We start from the raw sequence: 25,723 nt of genomic DNA, 5'->3' as shown, positions 1-25,723 counted from the left end.
CGCGGCGTTGACGCGGAGCGCGCGGCCCGGCAGTAATCGCGAGTGGTAGGACCTCCGGACCTGGTGGCCGGCCCGGTCTTCAAAACCGGTGGGGGGCATGGAGACATGTCCCTGGGAGGTTCGATTCCTCTGTCCTACCGACCCTTTTCTCCTCTGAATTCGGGTGCTTCTTGGCGCTGGATCGGGTGTTCAGACGGGTACGCAGGCGTGCACTCGGTTACGTACAGATTGCGTACAAATTTGGCGGGTGTTCCCCTGAGCCTGCCTCAGTTTTGTGGACTGGCCCTGCAATCCGGCAGCGAAACGCCCAGCCGCCAAGAACTCATCGCCTTGAGTCACACGGTGGAGGAGATCGCCCGTTACGTGACGGCGAACACGCTGGGCTACATCTCGCTCGAGAGCTTGGGGCCACGGTGGGGCGACCGGGAGCACGAGACGTTCTGCACCGCGTGCTTCTCCGGCAAGTACCTCACGGGCAACGTGGGCCCCGAGGCCGACCCCATGGTGAGCCCCCCAAGCTCGTGAGCGCCTGAGGGGCCCCCAGCGGCCCGGCGTGGCGCGTCACGGACACGCGAAGAGCGCATCCAGGGCCACGACGGCGGCGGGAACATCTACCTCCTCCGGATGGGCCCTCTGCACTTGGCGCTCGAGCGTGTCTGCCCTGGCCTCGTCCCTCAGGCGAGCCTCGCGAGCCATCAGGGGCACGAGCACCTTCAAGAAGGCCCAGCGCGCCTCCCGCGCTTCGCCGGACGTGCACGTCAACTCCTGGAAGCGCTGACGCACGATAACGGCCATGCCACGCAACAGAGCCGCGTCGAGCTGCGAGCGGGCCCGGTCCCGCAGCTCGAACTGGGTCGCCGGATTCGCCCGGTCCAGATCCCTCCAGCAGCGCACGGCCAGCGTCGCATCGTACGCACGCTCGTGCGTCTCGGGTGCCAACTCCCTCACATAGCGAGCCAATCCCACGGCCTCCCCGCGAGGCGTTCCACCCGTGTAGTAGGCCCAGGCGCTGTCGCAGTCCGCGTCCTTCGTCGTGCAGCTCACCACCTCGGACAAGGGTGACACGTAGAGGAACCAGAGCAGTGCCGCCTCGATGCGGGCCGCGTTCACCCGGGGCGTCTCTCCCCGCATGCCCGAGGCGAAGGACTCGTTGATGAGCGGCCGCAGCTTCGCCGGACCCACACAGCGCTCCGGGAAGTCCGCGGGAATCGATGCGCTCGAGTTGCATGCCGCGGGAGCCGCCGGGTAATGGATATCCTCGCGCCGCTCCACCCGCGAGCCCAGCCCCTCCGATTCGGTGTAGCGCAGGCGCGCCTGGGTGAAGTCCTCCACCGTGGGAACTTTTTTCTTCCTCCACAGCGAATCGGCGATGAAGTCGAAGGCCGCCACACGGCCGATGGTGGAGATGCTGGTGTAGAGGCGGTGGTAGATGTTGTCATCCGAGATGCACACCGTCCACGAGTCCTGAGCGGAGCCCGCCACGCGCGGCTGGTAGTCGGTCGCCAGCGGCGTGCAGGTGGACACGTCCTCCGTGTACCTGGGTGGATCGATACATTCACCCGAGTCATCGGTGATGGGTACCGGCTCGTCCGTGGGCGGGGTGACGTCGCCATGACAGGCGCAGAGGACCGCGGCCAGTGTCAGCGCTGGGAGACGCAGGTACGGGGGCTTCGATCGGGATGTATTCACTTCAGGGCTCCTTCTAGAGAGACGCTGATCCCCCGGCCCGGGCCATTCACGCTCGAGCCGTGGTAGCGGTAGGGGGTGTCCAACAGGTTCTCCAGGACGAGGGCCGCGGTTAGCACCCTGCCCAGACGGTAGGAGAGGCGGGCATCGAACACGGCGAAGCCCGGAGTGCCTCCCAGGGGAATGCGTGCATCCGAGCGGTCCGCCACCGCGAGCCGCGTCTGCGCGGTGGCCCAGCGCAACGCCCCGCCCGCCCCCAAGCCCCATGGGTGGGTCCAGGAAAGCTCCAGCGTGCCATTGAGCGGAGGCACACGTGACAGCGGTACCCGGTACTCGAAGGGGATGGAGGGGTCCGAGGGCGGGTCCCCCAGGTTGGGTCCCTCTCCCCAGGTCCATGCGCCGGTGAGGGTGGCGACGAGGCCCGGAGTCAGACGCAGCCGCGCGGAGGCCTCCACGCCCCTCAGCTCGGACAGCTCGCGGGCGTTGACGAGCTGCAGGCGCGACCAGGACGACACGCACTGAGGGGTGTTCAACGGGCAGTCCCCACTTTCGCGAGGGCGCTTGCCCACGGCATCCTCCAGCAGCATGGAGAAGGCCCAGAGCTGGAGCGTCACGAGCGAGGTGCGGACCCGGGTGCCGACCTCGAGGGTGGTGGCCCGCTCGGGCTGGAGGTGCGGGTTCTCGAACTGGAAGCCCGGACCGGTTTGCTGACGTGAGGTGAGATCGTCGAGGTTGGGCGCCCGAAAGGAGCGGTCCACGTTGGCCAGCAGGGTGAGTCCCGCGAGGGGCGTCCATTCCACTCCAGCGTGACCCACGGCGGGCCACCACGTGCGGTTCACGGGGGCGGAACCGGACTCGGCATCTCCCGGCGCGTGCGCGGTGACCCACGAGGCCCGTGCTCCGGCGCGCACCACGAATCGCTGGGGCAGCGTGAGCTCCGCGTCCAGGAAGGCACCTCCATAGAGGTACCAGGAGCCATCGAGGTACTGGCCCCGGCTGCGACGCACGGACAAGCCCACGTCGGTGAAGCTCGTCGTGGACGCGGAGCGCAGAAGGTCCACGTAGGTCTCCACGCCATAGCCCAGCACCAGGGGGTGCCCACCGGGGAGCTTCAGGGGCCGCGCATGGGCCCGGCCCGTGAGGCCCAGGGTGTCCACGTCATCCGTCCCGAGCGAGGAGACGAAGGAGGCGGGGCGGTCATGGCGGCGGCGCTCGTGCTGGCGCTGCCAGGACAGGGTGAAGCGGGCCTGCTGCGCCGGGGCGCCGAGCACCGTGGTGTTCCAGGCGGCGTAGGCGAGCGTGCGGAACTGCTGCTCATAGCGCAGACATTCGTCGTAGGGCGCATAGGGCGGAGCACACTGGTCCGTCCGGGGCGCGTCGTACTGCCGATAGAGATAGCCGGCCAGGGTGAGGGTGTGACCCGGAGCGGGGCGCCACACCACCCGCCCATCGGCGGTGAGCTCGTTGAAGCCCGTGCCGAGCTGGGTGCGTTGATCCGGGGCGAAGCGGGGCACATCGGGTATCCCCCCATCGGTGGGATTGAGCACCGGTCCGCTGCTCTCCAGGAGCGAAACCCGGCGAGCGCCGACGCCTCCCATGAAGCTCACCTGGTCATTCCAGCCGGCCTCGAGCTGAAACCGGCCACCCCGCTCCAGATCCGCACTGGCGCCGCGCAGCCGCAATTGGGAACGGACTCGAAAGCCTTCTCCTGAAAGAGCAGGCTCCAGGGGATGGGTCAGGATGACACCGCCGAGGGCATCCGAGCCGAAGCGGGTGGAGCCCCCCCCGCGCAACACCTCGATGGACTCGATGGTGGAGGCGTCGAGCGTGAAGAAGTACTGATTGGGGCCCTGCCGGTAGGTGCTGTTGTTGAGCCGGATGCCGTCGAAGAGAAGAAGGGTCTGCTGGCCCGTGAGGCCCCGGATGAAGGCGGAGCCCTGACCGTGGCCCGTTTGTTGGACGAAGACCCCGGGCTCGTAGCGCAGCGCATCGGGAGCGGAGCGCGGCAGGCGGCGCTCGAGGTCTGAACGGTGGACCCTGCTGAACGCTCGCCCTTCGGGAAGCGCCTGCTGCTCGTCCGTCGCGGCCGTGACCGTCGTTTCGCGTTGAGCCTCCCGGTGCTCCACTGACGGCGAGGGGGAGGAGTGGCTGTGCTCCGCCTGAACTTTCGTCGATGCGCCCAATGCGGCCGCGATGAAGAGTGCTCCGATGAAGGACAAGAATCCGGGGCGGGCGCGAGCGTGCACCCCCTGTGGCTCACCCATGTTCGATGCCCAATGAAGGAAGAACCCACCCCTCCTTTCGCGAGATGAAAGGAGGGGCGGCTCATGTGGAGCGGACCTGCGGTCAACGGGCCTGTCCCAGCGGGCTACGGCGAGAACACTTCCGAGGAGACCTGCGCGAAGGGCAGCCCGATTCCGGCAACCGCCAGCACCTCGCCATTGGGAAGCAAGGTGAGTGTGTGCTCGTAGCGAGGCAGTTGCATCGAGCCGAGCGAGCGCCAGGTTCCGGTATTCGGATCATACAGCTCGGCCTGCTTGAGGATGCCCACAGCGGCGTCGTGATAGCCACCAGTCACGAGCACATGGCCTGTCTCCAGCAATACCGCCGCATGCATGGAGCGCTTGTAGGCCATGCTGGCGATAGGCGACCACGTGTTGGTGACCGGCTCGAAGATCTCCGCCGACGCCGCACTGGCGATTCCCGGCCCGTTACCGGTGACGAGAACCCGGCCATCCTTCAGCAAGGTCGCCGTGTGCGCGACACGGGCCTGGGTCAAGGAGTACCTCGTCCAGGAAGCCGTCGCGGGGTTGTAGACCTCGGATGACGCCAGGGGAGTTCCGCTGGCATTGAATCCCCCGGCCACGAGGACCCGGCCATCCTTCAGCAAAGTGGCCGTATGCCCATAACGGCTATCGCGCAGGCCGCCCGTGTTCACCCAGGTGTCAGTGGCCGGATCATACAACTCTGCCGTCGTGCTCGCCGCCCCCTCGCCTCCAACGGCCAGGACCTGTCCACTCGCCAGCAACGTCGCCGTATAACGGGCTCGTGCTTGCCGCATGGATGATGCAGGCTTCCATGTATTGCTTTTCGGATCATACAAATCGGCAGTGCCATCCGGCCTGCCGCTGGCACCACCGGCCACCAGGACACTGCCACTCCCGAGCAAGGTTGCCGAATGAAACCGCCTGTCGAGCCGCATGGGAGCGGCGTCGCTCCAGCTGGCAGTCGCCGGATTGAAGAGACGGGCACTGCTATTCGTGTAGCCGCCCATACTGAATACCCTACCGTCATCCAGCAGCACCGAGCGATGATACTGCAAGACACTGCAGCCTGGAGGTAGAGGACTCTCCGGAGTCGACCCCTTGCACATGGGCGTTGGCTTGTCGCTCCAGCTCCAGCTGGGAATGATGCTCAAATCACTCAGCACCGGAGAGACCAGGAGATCCTTGGTGCGAAGCACGACCCTCAGTCGCAAGTATCGGCCCGTCACGCCGTCCGCCGTGAAGGATCTGGCGCGAGTGATCGGGAAGATGGGCTGAGACGGCAGTGCCCCCAGATCGTCCACGGCCTGCCCCGAGACGTCAATGCTCGTTCCTGCTGGAATGGAGCCTTCCGGCTCACGATTCCAATGGACGGTCCCCCATGCGGTTCCCGGCTTGCCGCTGTCATACGTGACGAGCCACTCGCCCTGTCGCACGGTGGAGTTGCGGTACTGGTACCCTGACATGTCCCAGTAAGAATACGGGTTGCCACCGGCAGAGGATGATTCGATAGCCTTGGTGAGCTGATTGACCCTTGTCACTGTGTCAGTGTCTTGATTGGCTGTCCACATGCGTTGACGACTATCAATCGTCACGCCCATCGTCCCCTTCGGTGTTTCATAACTCGTATGGAATGAGACGATGTCTGTCGCCGGATTCCGCTTGAAGTGCAACAGCCTATGGTTTTTATAACAAGCCGCCCAAATGTCACCGTGGCCATCTACGGCCACGCCACGGGTGAGTCCCTGGCAGTCCGCAGAAGAACTGACGGACACCTTCTCGAACTTGCCCGTGGTGAAGTCTACCCTGAGCACTCCGCCCTTGCCGTCGGTGTCCTCGCTCCAACGACCCAGCCAGACGATTCCCTTCCGATCCACCGCAATACCATAGGTAGACACGTCGGATTCGACCTGGGACACCACGTACTTTCCCGTCGAAGCATTCGGATCTATCTTCCTCAACTTCCGGCCATCCAGATCCGAAGTGTAGATGAACCCTCCGGGTCCAACGGCGAGCCCATAGATGTGGGCCCCACCACCGCGCTCCGCATTGAGGTCGATGGGAGCCTTCAGGAGCGGCTTACCCGTCTTGCCATCCAGCTTGTACAGCTTGGAAGTATTATAGCCAGCCAGCCAGAGATTTTGATCACCGTCTATGGCGACCGAGCGGCCCAGGTCTCCCTTCTCCGCGTAATTTTGCGTCCAAAGAAGGCACTCATCCGCCTGACCAAGAAATTCCTTGGGTTTTCCAGGCTCGTTACCGATGAATCCGTCTCCGTTCAGATCGCTGGAGGTGTCAATACGACCATTTTTATTGCGATCCACACAGTAGCCCAGCGAGCCTGCGATCTTGGTGACCGAGGCCCTCGTGAGGCTATTATCGGGGCAAAGTCCACGGTTGGCGACGAAGGCATTGTCATCACCATCCACCGTCGTTCGCGAGGGAGAGTTACAGTTACCAGGGCTATTCGGATCGCCCACATCATTCGGAACACTGCTATCCCAGTTTTGCTTCAGCACGGAGTGGTACTTGGCCACCTGTGCCCTGGTATCCGTATTGATCTTGGTGACCGTACCGTCGACATAGTTGGCCACCCAGATGAAGGGGGGGACAATCGGCAGTTCGGAGAAACTGATCTGCAGCTGGTTTTCATGGGGCGGATCATGGTTGAGCCCATTGAGCTCACCCTCATCGAAATCCGCGTTCTTCGTATAGGTGCGATCCGCCAGTGCTGCTCCGGAAGACCCCAACGACAGCAAGAAAACCAATGTGGCGGTATTGACTTTGAATCGCGTCACGAAGACTCCCTCATGGGCTTTGACACAACCGTTCACCCGGTTTCTCGAACGGGGACCGGCACGAGCAGCAAGCCATGTGCCAAGACGCCTCAGGATACGTCCCAGAGGTGTGTACTTTTGGAAGAAACAAGAGATTGGACGGATCTGGCCACATGGGCATCAGCACCGGACGAAATCGTCCAACTCGTCGGCCTCGTGCTGGAGCTTCAACACAGCACCGAGGATTGCCACGTCTGCCGAACCGTGTAACCATCCATACCCCGACACATGAACCCAAAAATTATTGCCTTGTCTCCCCGGTATGGAACGGTGTGGTTTTGCACCCTCGTCATGGTAACGCTCGTCAGCGGCGCTACTTGGGCGAGCGCGCCTTCCGAAGCACACGCCACCGGACTTCAAGTCCCCTTTGAAGCGAAGGCAGTACGGAGGCTGGACCTCTTCAGGGGCAGCACTCTCAAGAGGGAAGATCTGACGAATGTGGCTGCGGGTACGGTCGTTACCGTCCTCGCCATGGTGGGCGAAAAGACCTGGGAGGGAAAACCTGAGCAGGTGGTGAAGGTCGCACTGGACAGCCGGACCACGAACCATGCACTCCTGTCTCAACTGGAGCCCTTGGGCGCGAGCGAGAGGCTCTCCGCGGACGACGCCAGTGCACTGCTCTTCTCGCAGGTGCCGAAGAGCCGGCGGAAGTGGTGCGCACAGTTCGCCCGCCGCTTGTTGCTGTCCTCGAGGAGTCCGCGGACGCTCATCTACTCCGGCACGGCGGATTCCGACTGCGCGGGCTACCTGGCGTTGGTCTCGGGTACTGGCAAAAGCGCTCGTGTGCTGGCTCACACCCGCCGGCAAGCGCTCCAGTCCATCACCCTCCACGAGTTCGCTTCAACCCCGGCGGTGTTGGACATCACGGAGTCACTCCGGCGCACCGAGCGCGTCAATGGGATAGGCCGCACCTTCCTGGCGCTGGGAGGTTCCACGTTCCAGGAGCTGCTCGCGGTAGACCTCCGGCGTGACGAGCTGGAGGGACCCCACAAGCGCTCGTCGCTGGCGGAGGTCGAGGTCAATCCCTCGGAACAGGGGTTGAACATCGAGGTGCGCCGGACCCAACTCCAGACCGAGCTGACCACGGGCGTCGAGAGCAACCTGGCGCGAGACACGCGGCATTACCGGTATGCAGGTGGCAAGCTGTCCGCGCAGCAGCGGCCGGATGCGAAGTGACTTCTCTCAATCCGGCGCGGGTTCCTGAGCTGAAGCCCCCGGCTGACTCGGTCAGGTGCGTCTCACCCCCAGGTGGCGACAAAGGACCGGAGCTGCGCTACCTCATGAATGGCTCGAGTGCTCACCGCAGTGTTCCGCCACGCGAACTGTCCTGCGGCATGGATGCCAACGACGAGACCCGTGCGTAGGTCAAAGAGCGGAGAGCCCGAGTTGCCAGGCAAGGTCGTGCAGTCATGGAACAGTCGCGCGCACTCCACGCCCAGCACTTCCCCCGGCGAGGCCCGCTTCACGGCGTAGACGTTCTCAAAGAGCGCATCCACCCAAGGAGGGTTGCCATCGCTGTAGATGGGATAGCCCACCCCGAGCACACGCCCATCGCGGGAGAGCCAGGGCTCCCGAGCCAGTCGAAGCCCCTGCTCCAGCGGTCCATCGGACGCCATTTCGAGAAACGCCACATCCTCCAGAGGGTGGCGGGCGAGGACTCCTGTGATCGGAACGACACGTTCTTCCCGGTGCTCGTCCGCGTCAAAGCGAGCGACGAAGTGTCCTCGGGCCAGCGCCTCGTTGTCTTGCAGCAGCCGCTCCGCCACATGCGCGCAGGTCACCAATACACGCGGAGCGACCTGGAAGGCGGTTGCCCAAGGGATGTTCCAGCTCCAGCCGACCGAGGCAATCCCCGGCAACGAGGCCTCGATCACGATCCGTACCGCGTCGTCCAGACCCGGTGATGCCAAGAACGGCAGCCGTTCTTTCTCGATGCGAAGTGCTGGGCGCGCCCTACGGATCCCCTCCTCCAGCGCTTCCATTTCGGCGGGAAGGAGCCTACCTCCCGCACGGAGCTTCTCGACCGCGCGCTGGGCGAGCACCCCGTCCACGCTCGACGCGACCGCGGCTTCGAACCCCACCAGCGCCCGAGGAGTAGGGAAGACCTCCTCGAGGGACCTGCCTCCGAGGGCACGCTTCAGCCGCTCCAGGAGCCCGCTCGTTTCGTCCATGTGCCTCCTCATCGGACCGGCCTACCGGCGAGGGCGTGGGTCCAGCCAGAAGCGGATGTGCCTCACGGCATGCGTCACCCGCCGGGAGCCTCCACCCTGTGGAGTCGCCGCCCGGGTCGCTCCCACCGCGAGCCCCTGCAGCAGCCGTTCCAGAGAGGACGTTGTCACCCGCACCAGCCGGGACCCGGGCGTCTCGAGCAGGCGGAGATCCACGGGTGCATCCGACACGATGACCACGAGAGCCTCGGGGCGCGCTCCAGTGGGCGGCATGCCAGCGGGCCAATCCAGCGCGAGCCCCACGAGCGTTCCATCCGGGCGGGCCCCCAGGGTCTCCACACGCTCGGGCCCCAGGAGCAGCCCCGAGGGTTGCGAGGTGTTCAACAAGGTGATGCAGCCGCCGACGCCCACATCGAAGACCGAGACGTAGATACGGGACCGCCCCCGGTTGCGCAGGCGCACATAGAGACGCTCTCCCGCATGGAGGCAGTGGCCCACCGAGGGAAGCCGGTGCGCATGCCCGGCGACCACCCGTCCCCATTCGAGCTCGAGGCAGCCCTCAAGCCAGGCCGCATCCGCGGCACTCTCGAGCTCACGCAGCGTCCGCGCTCGCGCCAGGAGCTCCAGCGCACGAAGGACCTCCAGGGCTCCGTGGGCAGTGAGTGGCAGGGGGTGGACGACGCTGTCCCCATCCGCATCGAGAACGTCCACCCTCCCCTCCCCAAGCCTGACGCGGGCAAGCACGGGCTCCTGCTCGTCCCCGGTGTCCTGCCGTACGAAGGGCGAGGCCTGAAGCCCTTCACTCAGGTGCCTGTGAAAAGGCGCACTCGCATCCCAGGGCCCCTCCAGCACCACGGCACGCCGGGGTTGGACTGAACGAAGCAGGAAGGCCGGAGCCCCCGTTGGAATGACGGAGCCGGACCTCCTGTCCAACTCCACCTGACTGGCTCCTCCCAGCACCTCGACGACCCGGGCGAGCGCGAGGGCTCGGCCAGCATCCGGTCCGAGCATACCCACGGGCATGATCGCGTACTCGTCCCCCGGGTGGACCCCGTGGAGATGTCCTCCCCGCAGCCAGTGGCGATTGCGCTCCGGGAAGTACGGCAGCGCGAGTTCCTGCTCAAGTTCCTCGAGCAGGAACAACAGCCGCCGCCCAGGGCCTTCGAGCTCGGGCCGCTGCCGGGGACACCGCGCCAGGACCCGCTCGCGCACACGCCGGCCAAGCTGACCCCAGGAAACACGGAGCCCTCGTGCCTCCTCGAGCACCTCGAGGAAGGCATCGGTCAACAGCCCCGTCCTCACCCCACGCGCATTGGTGTACTCATAGGCGGACTCGTCGAGCGCCGAGGCGACCAGCCGGACCGCATGCGGGTTGCTCTCGACGTGGAGCCCACCGAATCCACTGCTCCGGGCCCGGAGCCGCGCCAGGTGAGCGCGCACGACCGGCAGCGGCACCTCCGGGAGCACCCTCGGCACCAGCCCCAGCCCGCGAGACATGCGTGCGGCGAAACAGCAATCGAGCACGACCGTCACGTTCCGCGTCTTCGCCGTCAGCTCCGCCAGCAGCATCGACAGCTCCAGGGAGGAGATCCCGCGGAAGTCCTCCTCCGTGGAGCGCTCGAAGTCCGCCGGCACGATGAACTGGAACCCGGCCTCTGGCTCTGGAGACCTCGCGCCGTGGCCCGCATAGTAGACGAAGGCCGCCTCGCCCGGCACACACGTCTCGAGGAGGCGGCGGTAGCCCTGGAGGATGCCTTCGCGCGTCGCCTGAGCGCCCACACAGCGGAGCACACCAAAACCGAGCGCGCCCAGCGCGTCCGCCATCCGCTCCGCATCCCCGAGCACCCCCGTCAGTCCGTGCGTCTGGCTCCCGAGGATGAGTGCATGTCCACGCATTGTCTTGCCTGTCCGAGCAAGGGCCATGCCCCCAAGGCGCATCGGGCCCTCCACGGACGCCTCCTGCCGAACTCTTGCTCAAGGCTTGCTCCTCAGCGCATGCCCGGTGGTCGTTTTCGTCCACCGAGTGGACATGCGCGTCCACGCCCGGTTCGCGAAAAGCATCCTCCCTCCGCCTGAGGAGGAGCCCTGGCGCACGCCGGCCTGCCTCTCGGCACAAGCGCTTCGGCCCGGACAGGGCCGTCCACCCGGCGGCTGAAAAAGTCCAATCCGCCAGGGAACGAGGCGCGCCGATGCGGATTCTCCACCCGTAAGGCGCCCGTCATGGGCGGCACGGCAGTTGCTCATGCACCCCAACGTGGTGCCTGGAGCATCGCTTCAGCCTCACACCCCGGCTCCTTCCAAGGACATACCCGATGAATCCCAACACCTCCCCCGCCCATGCCCACTCGAACTCCGTCGCCCTTTCCAAAGCGGTGTTCGGAGACCTCTACCTCCGGCTCCTGCGCCCGGACGGCAACGGCCCGGAGCGTTTGCGGAAGCTGCGCGACGCCACCCGCGCTCCCCACGTCTCCGGCGGCGCCACCGCGCTGGAGCAGTTCCTCACCCAGCTCCTCGACCGGCCGGTACGGCTGAGCGAGGCCCAGCTCCACGCGTTCGAGCGCCTCGCCAGGTCGCCCGCTCTCGCCGCGCTCTCGCCCTGGAGCGGGCAGCAGCAGCGCGGAGAAGTCCAGGAGATGGTATCGGCCTCGGGCCTTCACGACCTCTACCTGGCGCTCCTCAAGCCGGACGGTGGCCTCGTGAAGCGCTTCAAGGCGGTCCAGGCCGCCGCCGCCCTGTATGAGCCAGGAACCCCCGGCAGCCGGAACGCGCTGGACCAGGAGCTGTCCCGGCTCGTCGGCCGGCCCATGCAGCTCAGCGAGCCCCAGCTGCGCTGCTTCAAGGAGCTGCTCGTCGACGAGCCGGCCTTCGCCCATATCGCGCCCTGGGAGGACCTCACCGCGAGCTGGTGAAGCCGACTGCCCATGAGCACCACGATTGATTCCACCTACCAGACGGTGATCGCCAGCCTCCCGCATGACCTGCGCGAGCCAGCGCGCGGGCTGCTGTTCGAGCTGGGCCTCGCTCGCACTCCGGAAGCGGGCTGGGCCGACGTCTTCCGGCTCCAGCCCAGCAGGGAGTTGCCGCTCTTCGCCCTGCCCTCCGACAGCCCGGGGGATGAGCGCACACTCGAGGCCTTCCGGAGGGCCCACCACGGAGCGTGCTTCTACAACGTGCTCGTGGACCGTATGGCCGACCAGCAAGCACCCACCACGCCCGAGAGGCAACGGCTGGCGACGCACTTCCTGGCGTACTGGCGGCGAAGCCTCGCCGAGGCCGATGGGGACGAGCGCCATACGTCGAAGGTGATCGATCGTGGCATCCGAGCGTGGCGCCGCGGCGTCGGTCTCGAGCGGGCAGCACTGGCGCGACGCTCGCTGGACCGCAGGCGCTACGGCCGCATCATCCTCCTCAAGCTCGGCTGGGCGGGCATTGCCAGCGAGTGTCTGCTCCGCCACCGGGTGGAGGCGCACAGGGCCCGGCTCTTCCGGTGCGCTTTCTCCCTGCTCGCCTCGGGCATGCAGTGCGTGGACGACGCGGAGGACACCGCCGAGGACGAAGCCGTCCACGGGCTCGGCATTCCCGCGGCGCTGGGCTTTCCTCCCACCGCCTTCTTCACCGCGGGGGCCCTGCTGACGAGGGCCGCCGCATCCACCGCGACGCAGGGCCGGTTCGAGCGCTTCGCGGAATGGCTCTCCCACCGCGCGAGCGAGCTGGAGCGGATCCGCGAACGGCGCATTCGCCCCGTGGACAACCTCGCCGGAATGGTCATCGCATCTTCCTTGGAGGCCGTATGTCTTTCCGTGTTCAGGCCTATCCACGACAGCACCGTGGGTATCACCTCCTGCGCCAGCTCGATGTAGCCCTCTCGGCCGACGATCTGCCCTATCAGGACTTCTCGATCGTCTCGCCCCTCCCAGGAGCAGATGGCCGCCCGCTGCCCGTCCCCGTGAGCTGGGTTTCCTTCCCCTCGGTCGGCACGGAGCGACTGTACGTGTCGCCGTCGATCGATGAGGGGGCACTGCCCGCACGCTTCATCCAGCCCCTGGTGTGTCGCAGGCGAGGCCATCCAGCACGTGGGGTGGGCTACATCGGCGTGGACAGCCATGTCTTCATGGGCGAGCGCTACGTTCCCCAGCCCGCTCCGAATGAGCTTCTGCCTCCCACCTCCCCAGAGCAGCCCGAGATCGGTCTGCCACGCCCGCGGCTCTCCATCGACACCCTGCTGCGCGCCATCGGCCTTCCCTCACCCAACAGCCCCGCCGTGGGCTGGGACGGTCATCCGCGAGTCCCGGTCCGGGTGGCCGTCATCGACTCGGACTGCGGCGGCTGGGGCGTCCTACAAGGCCTGGATGAAAACTCCCTCCACCTGACACCCGCGGAGCAGGGGTTGCGGTTTCCACGGGGTCAGCAGCCCCCGGAGCCTGTGCAGCCGATGGCGGGGCACGGAGTGGTGATGGCCGCCGCGGTCGAGGCGGTGGCCATGGACGTACGGCTCGGGCTGTTCGAGGTTCCCTTCGCGCACGCCTCCCACGTCCATGGGACCGACCTGGCGGCGGCCCTGGCCCGAGCCGTGGGTGACTGGGGCGCGGATGTCGTCCTGATCGCCATGGCCCACGCGGGTTGGGGGGTTCCCGCCCACCTGAGGGCCATCCTGCGAGGCAGCGCCCGGAGTGGCCGTGGGGGCCGGGGGGCCATCATCGTGTGCTGTACCGGGCGCATCGATCAGAACCGGGATCTCCATGGAGACAGCACGGTTCTCGCGGCCGATGACTTCAACGCCCAGCCCTGGGTCATCCCGGTAGCGGCCTGCGGCCTCAGGGGTGGCTGGTATCGGGTCCATCGCCATCCCCTCGGGCGACTGGGGCCTTCCGTTCGAGCTCTGCGCGCCGGGGGAGCTCGTCACGTTTCCGGGCGTGGGGGCTGCGGACGACTCGAGCCTGGCCGCGGCGTTGGTTGCCGGCACCGCGGCCCGAATGCTCGCGACCCATCCGGAATTGAGCCTCGTCGAAGTCCGCCAACTCCTGCGAGCCACGGCCCTGAAGCAGCCCTCCGAGGAGGAGCCCGCCGCACCGGGCCTGGAGGCCGATCGTTTCAATGAATGGGATGGTGCCGGGCACAACTTCAAGCTGGGCCATGGAAGGATCGACGCTCATGGGGCCTGTCTGGCCGCGGCCGACCCGGTCTCCTACGCCTTGCTGGCCACCCGCCGCTCCCTCTCCGACCAGCCAGTGAGCCCCTCCACTGCTGGGCTGGAGTTGGAGGCGGCGCGAGGATGGGAGTCCCTTCTGCGCCACCTGGCGCCTCGAAGCGACCTGACCCAACGCTATCTGGCCCTGCGTGGGCACCTGGTCCCGCTGGTGCTGCGCACCCCCGCCCTGCAGGACGCCCTCTTCTGGCTTGCACGCCACCTGCGCGCACTGCGGCTGTACGGCCCTGCCGGGTGGCCAGAGGACGGAATGGACCATGGAGCACTCGGAGATCGCTGCCTCCACGTGCTCGAGGTCCTGGGCGATTCGCTGGAGCAGGCCCCAGCGGAGGTCCCGGTCAGGGAAGTGTCGCGATGGCTTTACGAGCTGGTGCGGCTCCTCGAGGCCATGCCCTCCCAGACGGTTGCTCGCTTCCTCGCCAAAGCCTGTGCATTCCCCTCGGCAACGCCGGGGTAGACTTCATGGCGCTCCACACGAGGAAGAACGATGGTTCCAGCAACGAATTCGCGGGTCCAACACCCTTGGAAACATCGCCTGCTCCTCCCGGCCGTCCTGGCTCTCGTGCTCACGGGGATTGCCACGGCCAGCGCATACACCACCCTGGGCAAGCCATTCCCCTCGCTCCTGGTGGATGCCTACCACTTCTATTCGATCGTCGAGTTGCCCTCGTGGGAGCGCACCGAACCCCTCCCCCACGTGAACCACCGCCTCGTGGCCGTGAATGGAGAGACGCTGCCGAAGGAGGTCCCTCTTCCATCACCCCTGGAGCGCTACGAGCGCATGGCGGGCACCGCCAAAGAGACGATGGCCCACCTCGGGTTCGAGGATCCGCGGGGGCGGTCCTTGCCTCCCATCCATTCCCGCATCAGCCGCTTCGGTGCCGAAGAGTTCCTGTTCTTCTTCGTCGCGTATGCGCTGGCGGCCTGGCTGGTGCTCTGGTCCGGAGGAATGGTCTTCACCGTGTCTGGCCGTCCCGCCGCGCGGCGTGCCTACGCGTTCTGGTCGGTCGTGGCCTTTCTTCTCCTGCTCTCCTTCTACGACTACCACACGAATGCGTGGCTGGCGCCGTTCTTCTCAATCGCGGCGGTAGGTATCCCGCTCGGAGCGCTTTGGCTGGCCTATGCCTTCCCAAAGCCGCCCCAGTGGAGGGCGACCGTCATTCGCCGCGGGCTCATCGCCCTGACGGTGCTGGGAGCCGGAACAGCCATCAGCCTCATCGTGGCCCGCTTCACCGGATGGAATATCCATCCCATCCGATCCGCCATCGATCATCTGATGGCCCCCAGCTTCGTGATCCTCGCGGGGGTCGTCCTCCTCCGAATGCGGCGCAGCACGGGACTGGATCGCACCGAGCTGGTCACCGCATCCTGGGGCCTCATCACCACGCCCTTGCTGATCGCGCTCGTGCACGTGCTCACCCTCTTCACAGGCAGGGACGTGAGACATCTGGTGCTGCCCTTCGCGGTCCTCCTCTTTCCGCTCTCCATCGGCTACGCCATGATTCGCCACAACATCCTGGAAGCCCGGACGGTGCTCACTTCGAGGATGTTGAGGGTTCCATTCGCCCTGGGGGCCATCCTCCTGTCGCTCCTGGGCACATCCCTGGCCTGGCTGGCCACCCGGAACGAACAGGCCGTGCCCAAGCTGCTCGTCCTGCTGGGCCTCGCGCTCTTCCTCCTCTTGATGGTGCTCGCGCGGCACCTCCAGACACGGCTGTTCTTCCCCACCACCCTGGCCTTCCGCGGCACCGTCGAGGGCCTCAGTGACAGGCTGGCCGCACTGCGTGACATTCCCGCCATCCAGCGAGCCGTGGAAGAGGTGGTGGTGAAGACCCTTCCCACCGTGTCGGCCCAGGTTGTCGAGCCAGGAGGGCTCGTCGAACTCTCCTATCTGCCCGTTGACGCCCAGGAGCGTCTCGCGCGGGGGGAGAACCTCTGGACGGCGCAGAGCCCCCGCGAGCAGCACCTCCTGATCCCCATGCGCTCGTTGGGAGAACTTCGAGCCGTGCTGCTCGTCGCCCCCAAGCGTGGGGCGGCCCTCTACACCCAGGAAGACATCCACCTGCTGGAGACGCTCTCCAGCCTGGGAGCCCTGGCCCTTCACAACGCCGAGGTCGTTCAGGAGCTCGAGTCCATCAGGCGCCTCGAGGTGAGCTCGGCCCAGAAGGAGAAGCAGCTGACGCTCAGCGCGCTGAGCGAAGAGCTCTGCCACGAGATGGTCTATCCCCTGAACTTCCTCCAGGAGCTCCTCCGGCGAGGTGCCGGCGGACAGCCGCTCGACGAGGAGGACCTCTCCTTCGCGCGCGATGAGGTCGACCGCATGAAGCGGATGCTCCACTCCCTGCGCCGGCTCCAGCTCCCCACCCCCCAGCTCGCTCCGCTCCAGCTCCTCGGGCACATCCAGCGAGCGCTCCTGCTCGTCCGCGAGCCGATCCACGAGAAGAAGCTGTCCGTCACGATCGACGTCCCCCCGGAGCTGACCGTCACCGCCGAGGGGGGCTCCCTGGTACAGCTCCTCAGCAACCTCCTGCGCAACGCAGCCCAGGCGACACCCGAGGCGGGCTCCATCGGCATCCGCCTTCACCAGGGGTCCACGGGTCAGCTCCTCGACATCTGGGACACGGGTCCTGGCATCCCAGAGCATGTAGCTCCCGTCCTCTTCACCAGCCGCCGCATCAGCACGAAACCAGGCGGGTATGGCATTGGACTGACCGTGGTTCAACGCATCGCCTACACCTTCCGCTGGGAGCTCTCCTTCCGGCGTGAATCGGAACGCACGTTCTTCAGCCTCACCCTTCCTCACTCGACATGAACTTCAACGATACGAATGAACAGCGGCTCCTCAGGGTCCTCATTGTCGATGATGAAAGAATGGCGTTGAGGAATCTGGCCGGTGTCCTGCAACCTCTCGGGAACATCGAGGTCCACCGGGCCAGCAACCTGACCGAGGCCCGGCAGATCCTCGAGGAGGCCGTGATCGACATCGCCTTCATCGACCTGCAGCTCTCCCAGGATATCCGGAACCGGGACGGCTTCACCCTCATCCAGGAGATACACGGCCGTTACCAGACAGTGATTGTCGTGGTGAGCAGCCACAGCCAGCCCAACGAGATACGCGAGGCCATGAAGCTGGGGGCCGAAGACTACGTGCTCAAGACGGAAACCGAGCAGCGAGTACCGATCATCCTCAAGGAGCTGCGCCGGAAGCTCGAGCTCAATCAGGAGTTGCTGGACCTCCGAGCCCGAGGAGCCCCCGACTCGAACCTTGGACTCATTGGCACCTCGGTGGCCATGCAGAACTTGCGAGCCCTGATCCAGCGGGTGGCCACGGCCCATATCCAGGAGCCGGTACCCGTCCTCATCCTGGGGCCGACAGGCTCCGGAAAGGAGCTGGTGGCCCAGGCTCTCCACAAGCTCGGTCCCCATCCTTCCGAGCCCTTCTTCGATATCAACTGCGGTGCCCTCACCGAGACCCTGGTCGAGGCTCAGCTCTTCGGTCACGTTCGAGGAGCCTTCACCGACGCGAACCGGGACCAGGATGGATACTTCACGCTCGTGCGGCGAGGCACCCTCTTCCTGGACGAGGTGGCCGAGTTGAGCCCGGCCCTTCAGGCCAAGTTGCTGCGCGTCCTGGAGACCCGGCGTTTCAGGCCCGTCGGTCCCACCGCCCGCGAGCAGATCTTCCAAGGCCGTATCGTCGCCGCCACCCACGTCGACCTGAAGGAACGCGTCCGGCAAGGGCGCTTCCGCGAAGATCTGTTCCACCGGCTCAACGTGCTGTTCATCCGCGTCCCCCCGCTCTCGGAACACAGCGAGGACATCCCCGCGCTCATCCAGTACTTCGCCGCCGGGCACCGTAAGCCGTTACATTTCACACAGCAGGCCATCGAACAGCTCTGCCGACGTCTCTGGGCGGGCAATGTCCGCGAACTCCGCAACGCCATCTACCGGCTGGCCATCCTCACCGACTCCGAGCGCATCGACGCGGAGACGCTCGACCGCTATCTACCCCTGGACTCCAAGGGAGCCACGAGTGACGAGCTGGAGGAGTTGCTGAGGAAGATGGCCCAACAGCTGCTCACCCTCCCCCTCCAGGATAAGAGCCACGCCATCACCAAGGCCCTCGTGCTGGAGGCCACGGAGCAAGCGCGTGGCAACAAAACAGAGGCCGGAAAGAAGCTTGGGTGGAACCGCAAGGCCGTTGAGCGCTTCCTCAAGAATCTCGGCGACTCCGAATCTGGCGACGACGAAGACGAGTGAGAGCCGGTCGCGTGACCTGACGCACGTGGACGGTTTTGTCCAATCTCCACGTCCCAGTGGCCGGTTCCGTCCAGGCGCAGAGTGGCTCCAGAACGCTCTTGGCTCTGAAGAAGCCCCGCGGCCGCGCACTGGCTCACTGTTTGCTAGCCACCATCCCGGCTGAAATCACCCAGCCCCAGGTCAGGAGGGGAGTGTCGGGGGGGCACCCCCCTCCTGTCTTGGTGAACGGATATCCCCAAGTACGGAGGTTTCAACAATGAGTTTCTCTTCAAACAGCCGATGGGCTGCGGGGCTGCTCGCGGCCTTGTTGCTCTCTGGCTGTGCCCAAGAAGAACGCACACAGGCCGCGCCCAACGAAGCCCCTACGGACTCAGGGCAGGTGAAAGCCCCGTTTGACGTGCAGAAGGTCATGGACCAGGTGCACTTCGCCTTCCGGCCGCAAGGCTCAGCCTGGGAGGGAGGGCACAGCACCTATGCGGTGCGGGTAGAGACCGGCGGATTCAGCGTCACTCCCTACCACTACCCACGGGCCCAGCCCGAGGGAGCCGAGGCCCCACGACCCTCTCAGGAACAACGGGTGCAACGGCCGGAGTCTCCCGCGCACGAGTCTGTGGAAGGAGCGCCTGTCAGCTTTGGCGCCGCCCACGTGACCCGTGGAGACATGCTGCTGTCGAGCCACGAAGCGAAGGGCCGGGTGCAGGACTCCGGTGGACTGACCATCGCGCGTAATGGGGTGGCCGAACACTTCCGCAACAGCAAGGACGGGGTGGAACAGAGTTGGAGCTTCGAGCAGAAGCCCTCTGGAACAGGGGACCTCGAGGTGCGGCTGCCGGTGAAGAGCGGACGCTACCTTGGAGAGACGGTCAACGGGTTGCACTTCGCTGCGGGGAGCAGCGGCCTGGGCGTGCGCTATGGCCATGGCACCTGGGTGGATTCGGAGGGGCAACGCACTCCCGTGCCCGCCCGTTTCGAAGCGGACAGCATCGTGTTGCGCGTGCCGGCGCAGGTGGTGGATGCGTCAACCTACCCCGCCGTGCTCGACCCCATCGTGTCACCCGAGATTGGCATGGACGATCCTGTGAATGGTCCTGCGGATAACAGCCAATACAACCCTGCGATAGCCCACAACGGAACGAGCTTCCTGGTCGTTTGGCATGACTACCGCAATAGCGGCAGCTATGACATCTACGGCGCTCGGGTGAGCAATACTGGCACCGTGCTCGACACCACCGGCATTCGCATCTCCAACGCCATCAATTGGCAGTACGCGCCCGCCGTGACCCACGACGGAACGAACTTCCTGGTCGTCTGGCACGACTCCCGCGGTGGCAACTATGACATCTACGGTAGTCGGGTGAGCAATACCGGCACCGTACTCGACCTTGGCGGCATCCCCATCTCCACCGCCATCAACGAACAGAGCAACCCCTCGGTAAGCCATGATGGGACGAACTTCCTAGTCGTCTGGCAGGACTACCGCAGCAGCACGAACTACGACATCTACGGTGCTCGGGTGAGCGGCACCGGTACGGTGCTCGACATCAGCGGCATCCCCATCTCCACCGCCACCAACAACCAGAGTGTCCCCGCTGTGGCCAGCAACGGGACGAACTCCCTGGTCGTGTGGCAGGACACCCGCGGCGGCGGCAGCGCTGACATCTACGGCGCTCGGGTGAGCAACACTGGCACGGTGCTCAACACCAGTGGCATTCTCATTTCCAATGCTGTCAATACCCAGGAATCCCCCGCATTGGCATACAACGGGACGGAATTCATCGTCGTGTGGCAGGACTACCGCAGCGGCACGAACTATGACATCTATGGTTCCCGGGTGAGCGGTACTACGGGTGTGGTGCGTAATCCCAGCGGTATCCCCATCTTCACCGCCACCAGCGACCAGCAACTCCCTGCAGTGGCACGCGAGGGGACGAACTTCCTGGTCGTGTGGCAGGACTACCGCAGCCATGACATCTACGGTGCGCGGTTGAACAGCACCGGCACGGTCCTCGACACCGGTGGCATTCTCATCTCCACCTCCTCCACCTCCGCGTACAATCCTGCGGTGGCCCACGATGGGACGAACTTCCTGGTCGTTTGGCATGATCATAGCCACATCAACAGTCCCAACATCTACGGTGCACGGGTGAGCAGCACCGGTTCAGTGCTCGATGCCAGCAACATCTCCATTTCCAGATCCTCGAACGGCCAGTACACGCCCTCCGTGGCCCACGATGGGACGAACTTCCTGGTCGTGTGGCAGGACTTCCGCGGCGGCAACTCCGCGATCTACGGTGCGCGGGTGGACGAGACAGGTACGGTGGTGCACGACACCAGCGGCATTCCTATTGCCACCGGCGGCAACAAATATCGCCCCGTAGTGACTCACGGGGGGACTGACTTCCTGGTTGTCTGGTATGAATACCACGACAACGCTGACATCTACGGTGCTCGGGTGAGCAGCGACGGCACGGTGCTCGACACCAGCGGCATTCCCATCTCTACCGCCATCAACGCCCAGAGCAGCCCCGTCGTGGCCCATGACGGGGCGAACTTCCTGGTCGCATGGCAGGACTACCGCAGTGGCAACGCTGACATCTACGGTGCTCGGGTGAGCAGCGACGGCACAGTGCTCGATACCAGCGGTATACCCATCTCTACCGCCACCAACAGTCAGTACAGCCCCGTCTTGGCCTTCAACCAGAACTTCCTGGTTGTATGGCAGGACTACCGCAGTGGTGGCAATGCTGACATCTACGGTGCGCGGGTGAGCAGCAACGGCACACTGCTCGATACCAGTGGCATTCTCATTTCCAGCACCGCCAATTCCAAGGAGCATCCTTCGGTTGCACACAACGGAACGAACTTCCTGGTCGTGTGGACTGAATACCGCAGCAGCACTTACCAGGACATCTATGGGGCGCGGGTGACCAGCGCCGGCACGCTGCTCGACACCAGCGGTATTTCCATCTCTGCCGCCACCAACAGTCAGCACAACCCCGTCGTGGCCCACGATGGGGCGAACTTCCTGGTCGTGTGGCAGGACTACCGCAGCGGTACTGGATTCTCTGACATCTACGGTGCGCGGGTAAACGAACTGGGCAAGGTGCTCGACACCAGCGGTATTGCCATCTCCACCGAGCCGGAGGCTGAAGTCGAGCCCACGGTAACCGCCATGGGAGGGGAATATTCGCTCGTCGTCTATCGCCGTTCCAATCCTTCGCCAAGCACCAACAGCGAGCGAGTGATGGCACGACTGATCTCTCCCTGACAGCATGGCGCGGTAGGCTCCATTCCTGACTACCGCCCCCTGCTCAGATGAAGACATATCTCGCGGGCCTGCTGGAGCAGTAACGGTCGGCGCCGAAGGACGAGCTGTTGACCCAGCTCGCCCCCTGGGAGCCATGCCGGGCCATCCACGTGAATGGCCCGGCACGTCTTCCCATTCGCTTCGAGCCGGGCAAGCGAGCCGCCGTACCAGCCTGATACAAGGGGGCAAGCTCAGGCATTCCATTTCCGGAAAAATCGAATATGGATTCACGGAGAGCCCTCGACGTGTTGTGTCCGCCAATGCGACACTCCGAATCCGGTGCTGCTTCACCAGACTTCGAACACGGCCTGGCCATTGTCATTGGCATCAATGCCTACGCCCATGGCATCCCCCCCCTCTTCAATGCCGTCCGGGATGCCAATGCCGTCGCGGACACGCTGGAAGACCAAGGATTCGAGGTGCTCCGCCTTCTCGATGAGGAGGCCTCCATGGCTTCCCTCTCCGAGCTTCTGACCCAGCACCTTCCCTCCCTGCAGCCTCCCCCGGATAGGCTCCTCATCTACTTCGCTGGACACGGGCTGGCGCACACCGACGACCAGCACCGCCTCTCCGGCTTCCTGCTGCCCGCCGACACCCGCCGCGACGATCCCTCCTCCTACTGGCCCATGGCCTCGCTCCGGCAGGCCCTGCGCGCTCTCTCCTGCCGCCATCTGCTGCTCATCCTCGACTGCTGCTTCGCGGGCGCTTTTCCCCACTCCACGTCGCGCGACCTTCGCCCACCCGACTCTCCCGCGCCTCTCTTCCTCGAGCGCTTCCTCCACTTCTCCTCCCGCCGCTCCTTCCAACTCCTCGTCTCCACGGCCTACGACGAGCTGGCCTCCGACAGGCTCCTGTCCAAACCCTCCCAGGAGTCCCTCGGTGATGGGCGCCACTCGCCCTTCGCTCTGGCGTTGCTTCAAGCCCTCCAGTCCCCCTCACCCGCGGACACCAATCAAGACGGCCTGCTCACCGCATCCGAGCTTCTCCACCTTCTTGCGCGACAGACTGGTCGACCTGCTGCCCTCTCATCACCAGCAGACACCCGCGCTCTGGCCCCTGGAATGGCACGACAGTGGCGAGTTCCTCTTCCACCTCTCGGAGTCCTTCCCCTCGCTGCCTCTGGCGGCCCCCCTCTCCCAACGCTCCAATCCCTACCTGGGCCTCCGTCCTTTTTCCTCGGCCCACCGCCACCTCTTCTTCGGCCGCGAGCGCTTTGTCGACTCGCTGCTCGAGCACCTGTGCGCCCACCCCTTGCTGCTGCTGTGCGGCCCCTCCGGTGCCGGCAAGTCCAGCACCGTCCACGCCGGTCTCCTGCCCCGGCTGAGCGACGACCCGACCTGGCGTGTTCCTCCCTCCCTGCGCCCTTCCGCCCAGCCTCTCCACGCGCTCTCCGCCTGGCTCGCCTCGCTGGAACCCGGCCACCCCGTGCCCTCGGCCACGAGCCTCGTCTCCCAACCCCATGCCGCCGCCGAGTGCGTCCTCTCCTTTCTCACCCGACACGGCGACCTCTCGCTCCTCCTCGTCGTCGATCCCCTCGAGGAACTCGTCACCACTTGCCTCGACGACGCCCCGCGCCAGTCATTTCTGCGGGCCCTGAGCGGCCTGCTCCAGCTCTCCCACCCCCGGCTGCGCCTGCTGTGGCTGCTGCGCTCGGACTTCGAGCCCCACTTCCTCGCCCTGCTGCGACCCTCCGGACTGTCCTCCGAGCAATGGCAAGGAAACCGCCGTCCCCTGCCCCCCATGAACCGGGACGAGCTGCGCCGCTGCATCGAGAGGCCCGCGGAGGCATGTGTCCTCTTCTTCGAACCGGGGCTCATCGAGCACCTGTTGGATGACGTCGAGCAGATGCCGGGAGCGTTGCCACTGCTCTCGGTGGCCCTCAGCGAGCTGTTCGACGGATACCTCGCCAGTGGCCGGGGCGACCGCACCCTCTCCTTCGAGGACTACCGGCACATTGGGGGCGGCATCGCGGGCGCGCTCCAGCGCCGAGCCGAGCTCGTCTTCTCCGGAGCACCCCCGCCCCCGTCCGACGAACGACCCGCCATACCGGCCCTCCGTCCCGGGGAACTTCCCGCCTTCCAACAAACCCTGCGCAACGTGCTGCTGCGCATGGTGTCCCTCGAGGGAGGCGAACTGGCGCGCCGCAGGGTCCCTCGCGCCGAGCTGGACTACAGCCTCCCGGAGGAGAATGCCCGCGTCCGGCGGGCCCTGCGCACGCTGGAAACCTGCCGCCTGGTGGTGGCCAGCGACGACGGTGGCCCGTGCGTCGAGCCTGCCCACGATGCACTCCTGTCCGCCTGGCCGCGGCTCCACGATTGGGCCCGCCAGGCGAGCCGCGAGATGCTTTTGCTGCGCCGTGTCTCCCACGCTGCATCCGAGTGGCACCGCCACCGCCACAGCAACGACTTCCTGTGGGCGGATGGACGCCTCGAGCAACTGGGCCTCGCGCCGGCAACCCTACGCCGCACGGATGTACCCCTGGCCCTGTCCACCGTGTCACCTGGGAGCCAGCCCACCGCGACCCTGGGCTTCAACGCCGCGGAGAGTGGCTTCCTCCGGGCCAGTGCAAAGCGACGGCGTTTCCTACGCACCCGTCGCGGCGTGCTCGCCCTCACGTTGGCCATGATGCTCGTCGCGCTCACGGTGGCCGCCCTCGTCCAGGCCGACAAAGCCAACTTCAATGCCAGAGAGGCCCAACTCCAGCAGCGCGCCGCCGAGGCTCAGCGCTGAAGAGGCGCGCAAGCAGAAGGAGGCCGCCGAGGCGAGCTCCATCGAGGCCCAGAAGCAGCAGCGAATCGCCGGCATCAACGCCCGTGAAGCCCAGTGGCAGCAAGAATCAGCCGAGGCCAACCTCGAGGAGGCCCGCAGGCAACAGGAAGCCGCCGATGCCAACGCCAGGGAGGCCCAGCGGCAGCAGAAAGCCGCCGAAGCCCATGCCAAGGAAGCTCAACGACAACAACAACTCGCTGACACAAACGCCAAGGAGGCCCTGACGCAGAGGAACATCTCCGAGGCCAACGCCAGGGAGGCCCAGCGGCAGCAGGAAGCCGCTGAAGCCAATGCCAGGGAGGCTCGGAGACAGCAGCAACTCGCTGATGCCAACGCCAGGGAGGCCCTGACGCAGAGGAATACTTCCGAGGCCAACGCCGCGGAGGCTCGCAAGCAACAGCAAGCCGCCGAGACCAATGCCAGGGAGGCGCAAAGACAGCAGCAGCTCGCCGACACCAACGCATGGGAAGCTCGCAAACAGCAGGAATCCGCCGAGACCAACTTCAGGGAGGCTCGGAAACAACAGGAAACCGCCGATGCGAGCGCCAGAGAGGCCCAGAGACAAAGGGGGGCCGCCGAAACCAACCTCAGGGAGGCGCGGAGACAGCAACAGCTCGCCGACATCAATGCCAGGGAAGCCCTTGCCCAGAGGAATGCCGCTGAAGCCAACGCCAGGGAGGCGCGCGAGCAACAGGAAGCAGCTACCGCCAGCGCCAAGGAAGCTCAGGAACAAAGGGATCTGGTCCTGGCCAGCGCGCTGGTCAAACAAATAGACAGACTCGTTGAGGAGGATCCCACCAAGGCACTGCTGGTGCTACTCGAGGCAAACAATCAGCTCGAATCTCCGAGCAGTCCATGGCACCAGGTTGCCCTGGCTATCAGCCAACACGCCATCAGCAGCGCCATCTTATCCGGACATAGGGACACTGTATACAGAGCCCACTCCAGCCCCGACGGCTCCCTCGTCGTCACTGCCTCTGCGGATAAGACCGCTCGCATCTGGCGCACCGACGGCACGGGGCAGCCTCTCATCCTCTCGGGCCATACCGGAACAGTGAATTCCGCCACCTTCAGCCCCGATGGCGCCCTCGTCGTCACTGCATCCGTAGACAAGACGGCTCGCATCTGGCGCACCGACGGCACGGGGCAGCCTCTCATCCTCTCGGGCCATAGGGATGAAGTGACTTCCGCCACATTCAGCCCCGATGGCTCCCTCGTCCTCACCG

14 protein-coding genes, 1 tRNA gene and 3 pseudogenes are annotated in these 25,723 nt (G+C 65.6%); 12 read left to right on the top strand and 6 right to left on the bottom strand.

Going from position 1 to position 25,723, the window contains the following annotated elements:
- Positions 1-44 precede the first annotated feature (44 nt).
- Both ACN28I_RS01465 and ACN28I_RS01460 read left to right on the top strand, forming a co-directional pair.
- A tRNA-Sec gene (locus tag ACN28I_RS01465) sits at positions 45-140 on the top strand.
- Positions 141-280: 140 nt separating this feature from the next.
- Positions 281-525: pseudogene (locus ACN28I_RS01460) on the top strand (amidophosphoribosyltransferase); the annotation flags it as partial.
- A 36-nt stretch (positions 526-561) separates the two neighbouring features.
- On the opposite strand, the gene ACN28I_RS01455 reads toward ACN28I_RS01460, so the two are convergent.
- The 4 genes from ACN28I_RS01455 to ACN28I_RS01440 all read right to left on the bottom strand — a co-directional run bounded on the left by ACN28I_RS01455 (position 562) and on the right by ACN28I_RS01440 (position 7,497).
- Positions 562-1,689, bottom strand: a complete 1,128-nt coding sequence (locus tag ACN28I_RS01455) for a hypothetical protein (RefSeq protein ID WP_420940388.1) — start codon at positions 1,687-1,689, stop codon at positions 562-564.
- Positions 1,686-3,905 (bottom strand): TonB-dependent receptor, encoded by a 2,220-nt coding sequence (locus tag ACN28I_RS01450; RefSeq protein ID WP_420940387.1) that lies wholly within the window; start codon positions 3,903-3,905, stop codon positions 1,686-1,688. Before ACN28I_RS01450 ends, ACN28I_RS01455 begins: the two co-directional genes overlap by 4 nt.
- A gap of 149 nt (positions 3,906-4,054) precedes the next feature.
- A complete protein-coding gene (locus tag ACN28I_RS01445; protein WP_420940386.1) occupies positions 4,055-6,748 on the bottom strand; it encodes a kelch repeat-containing protein in 2,694 nt (897 codons plus the stop codon).
- A 599-nt stretch (positions 6,749-7,347) separates the two neighbouring features.
- Positions 7,348-7,497, bottom strand: a complete 150-nt coding sequence (locus tag ACN28I_RS01440) for a hypothetical protein (protein ID WP_420940385.1) — start codon at positions 7,495-7,497, stop codon at positions 7,348-7,350.
- 73 nt (positions 7,498-7,570) lie between these two features.
- Here ACN28I_RS01440 and ACN28I_RS01435 point away from each other — a divergent pair, with 73 nt between their 5' ends.
- Positions 7,571-7,963, top strand: a complete 393-nt coding sequence (locus tag ACN28I_RS01435) for a hypothetical protein (RefSeq protein ID WP_420940384.1) — start codon at positions 7,571-7,573, stop codon at positions 7,961-7,963.
- Positions 7,964-8,025: 62 nt separating this feature from the next.
- On the opposite strand, the gene ACN28I_RS01430 is transcribed toward ACN28I_RS01435, so the two are convergent.
- Positions 8,026-8,958, bottom strand: coding sequence for a trypsin-like serine peptidase (locus ACN28I_RS01430; protein WP_420940383.1), 933 nt, complete (start codon positions 8,956-8,958; stop codon positions 8,026-8,028).
- A 21-nt stretch (positions 8,959-8,979) separates the two neighbouring features.
- A complete protein-coding gene (locus ACN28I_RS01425) occupies positions 8,980-10,851 on the bottom strand; it encodes a caspase family protein (protein ID WP_420940382.1) in 1,872 nt (623 codons plus the stop codon).
- Positions 10,852-11,267: 416 nt separating this feature from the next.
- Between ACN28I_RS01425 and ACN28I_RS01420 the strand changes: the two genes are divergently transcribed.
- The 9 genes and pseudogenes from ACN28I_RS01420 to ACN28I_RS01380 all read left to right on the top strand — a co-directional run.
- Positions 11,268-11,864, top strand: a complete 597-nt coding sequence (locus tag ACN28I_RS01420; protein WP_420940381.1) for a hypothetical protein — start codon at positions 11,268-11,270, stop codon at positions 11,862-11,864.
- Positions 11,865-11,876: 12 nt separating this feature from the next.
- On the top strand, positions 11,877-12,815 hold the full coding sequence (locus ACN28I_RS01415; RefSeq protein ID WP_420940380.1) for a hypothetical protein: 939 nt from the start codon (positions 11,877-11,879) through the stop codon (positions 12,813-12,815).
- A 960-nt stretch (positions 12,816-13,775) separates the two neighbouring features.
- Positions 13,776-14,618, top strand: a complete 843-nt coding sequence (locus ACN28I_RS01410) for a S8 family serine peptidase (RefSeq protein WP_420940379.1) — start codon at positions 13,776-13,778, stop codon at positions 14,616-14,618.
- 105 nt (positions 14,619-14,723) lie between these two features.
- Positions 14,724-16,973, top strand: coding sequence for an ATP-binding protein (locus tag ACN28I_RS01405; RefSeq protein ID WP_420940378.1), 2,250 nt, complete (start codon positions 14,724-14,726; stop codon positions 16,971-16,973).
- On the top strand, positions 16,970-18,421 hold the full coding sequence (locus ACN28I_RS01400; RefSeq protein WP_420940377.1) for a sigma-54-dependent transcriptional regulator: 1,452 nt from the start codon (positions 16,970-16,972) through the stop codon (positions 18,419-18,421). The genes ACN28I_RS01405 and ACN28I_RS01400 overlap by 4 nt, the downstream gene beginning before the upstream one ends.
- Positions 18,422-19,082: 661 nt before the next feature.
- Positions 19,083-21,689, top strand: coding sequence for a hypothetical protein (locus tag ACN28I_RS01395; RefSeq protein WP_420940376.1), 2,607 nt, complete (start codon positions 19,083-19,085; stop codon positions 21,687-21,689).
- 260 nt (positions 21,690-21,949) lie between these two features.
- Positions 21,950-22,657: pseudogene (locus ACN28I_RS01390) on the top strand (caspase family protein); the annotation flags it as partial.
- 64 nt (positions 22,658-22,721) lie between these two features.
- Entirely contained in the window at positions 22,722-24,458 is a 1,737-nt protein-coding gene (locus ACN28I_RS01385; protein WP_420940375.1) for a hypothetical protein, read from the top strand.
- Positions 24,409-25,707, top strand: a pseudogene (locus ACN28I_RS01380) (hypothetical protein); the annotation flags it as partial. The gene ACN28I_RS01385 and the pseudogene ACN28I_RS01380, both read left to right, overlap by 50 nt.
- Positions 25,708-25,723 lie beyond the last annotated feature (16 nt).

It is taken from the genome of Archangium gephyra (assembly GCF_049060025.1).
GTDB lineage: Bacteria > Myxococcota > Myxococcia > Myxococcales > Myxococcaceae > Archangium > Archangium gephyra_A.
This window is presented reverse-complemented; position numbering and strand designations above follow the sequence as displayed.

Coding starts and splice junctions, on each gene's coding strand:
- ACN28I_RS01440 (WP_420940385.1), bottom strand. CDS start 7,497: ATGAGCGTCCGCGGACTCCTCGAGGACAGCAACAAGCGGCGGGCGAAC.
- ACN28I_RS01430 (WP_420940383.1), bottom strand. CDS start 8,958: ATGGACGAAACGAGCGGGCTCCTGGAGCGGCTGAAGCGTGCCCTCGGA.
- ACN28I_RS01425 (WP_420940382.1), bottom strand. CDS start 10,851: ATGCGTGGACATGCACTCATCCTCGGGAGCCAGACGCACGGACTGACG.
- ACN28I_RS01420 (WP_420940381.1), top strand. CDS start 11,268: ATGAATCCCAACACCTCCCCCGCCCATGCCCACTCGAACTCCGTCGCC.
- ACN28I_RS01415 (WP_420940380.1), top strand. CDS start 11,877: ATGAGCACCACGATTGATTCCACCTACCAGACGGTGATCGCCAGCCTC.
- ACN28I_RS01400 (WP_420940377.1), top strand. CDS start 16,970: ATGAACTTCAACGATACGAATGAACAGCGGCTCCTCAGGGTCCTCATT.
- ACN28I_RS01395 (WP_420940376.1), top strand. CDS start 19,083: ATGCTGCTGTCGAGCCACGAAGCGAAGGGCCGGGTGCAGGACTCCGGT.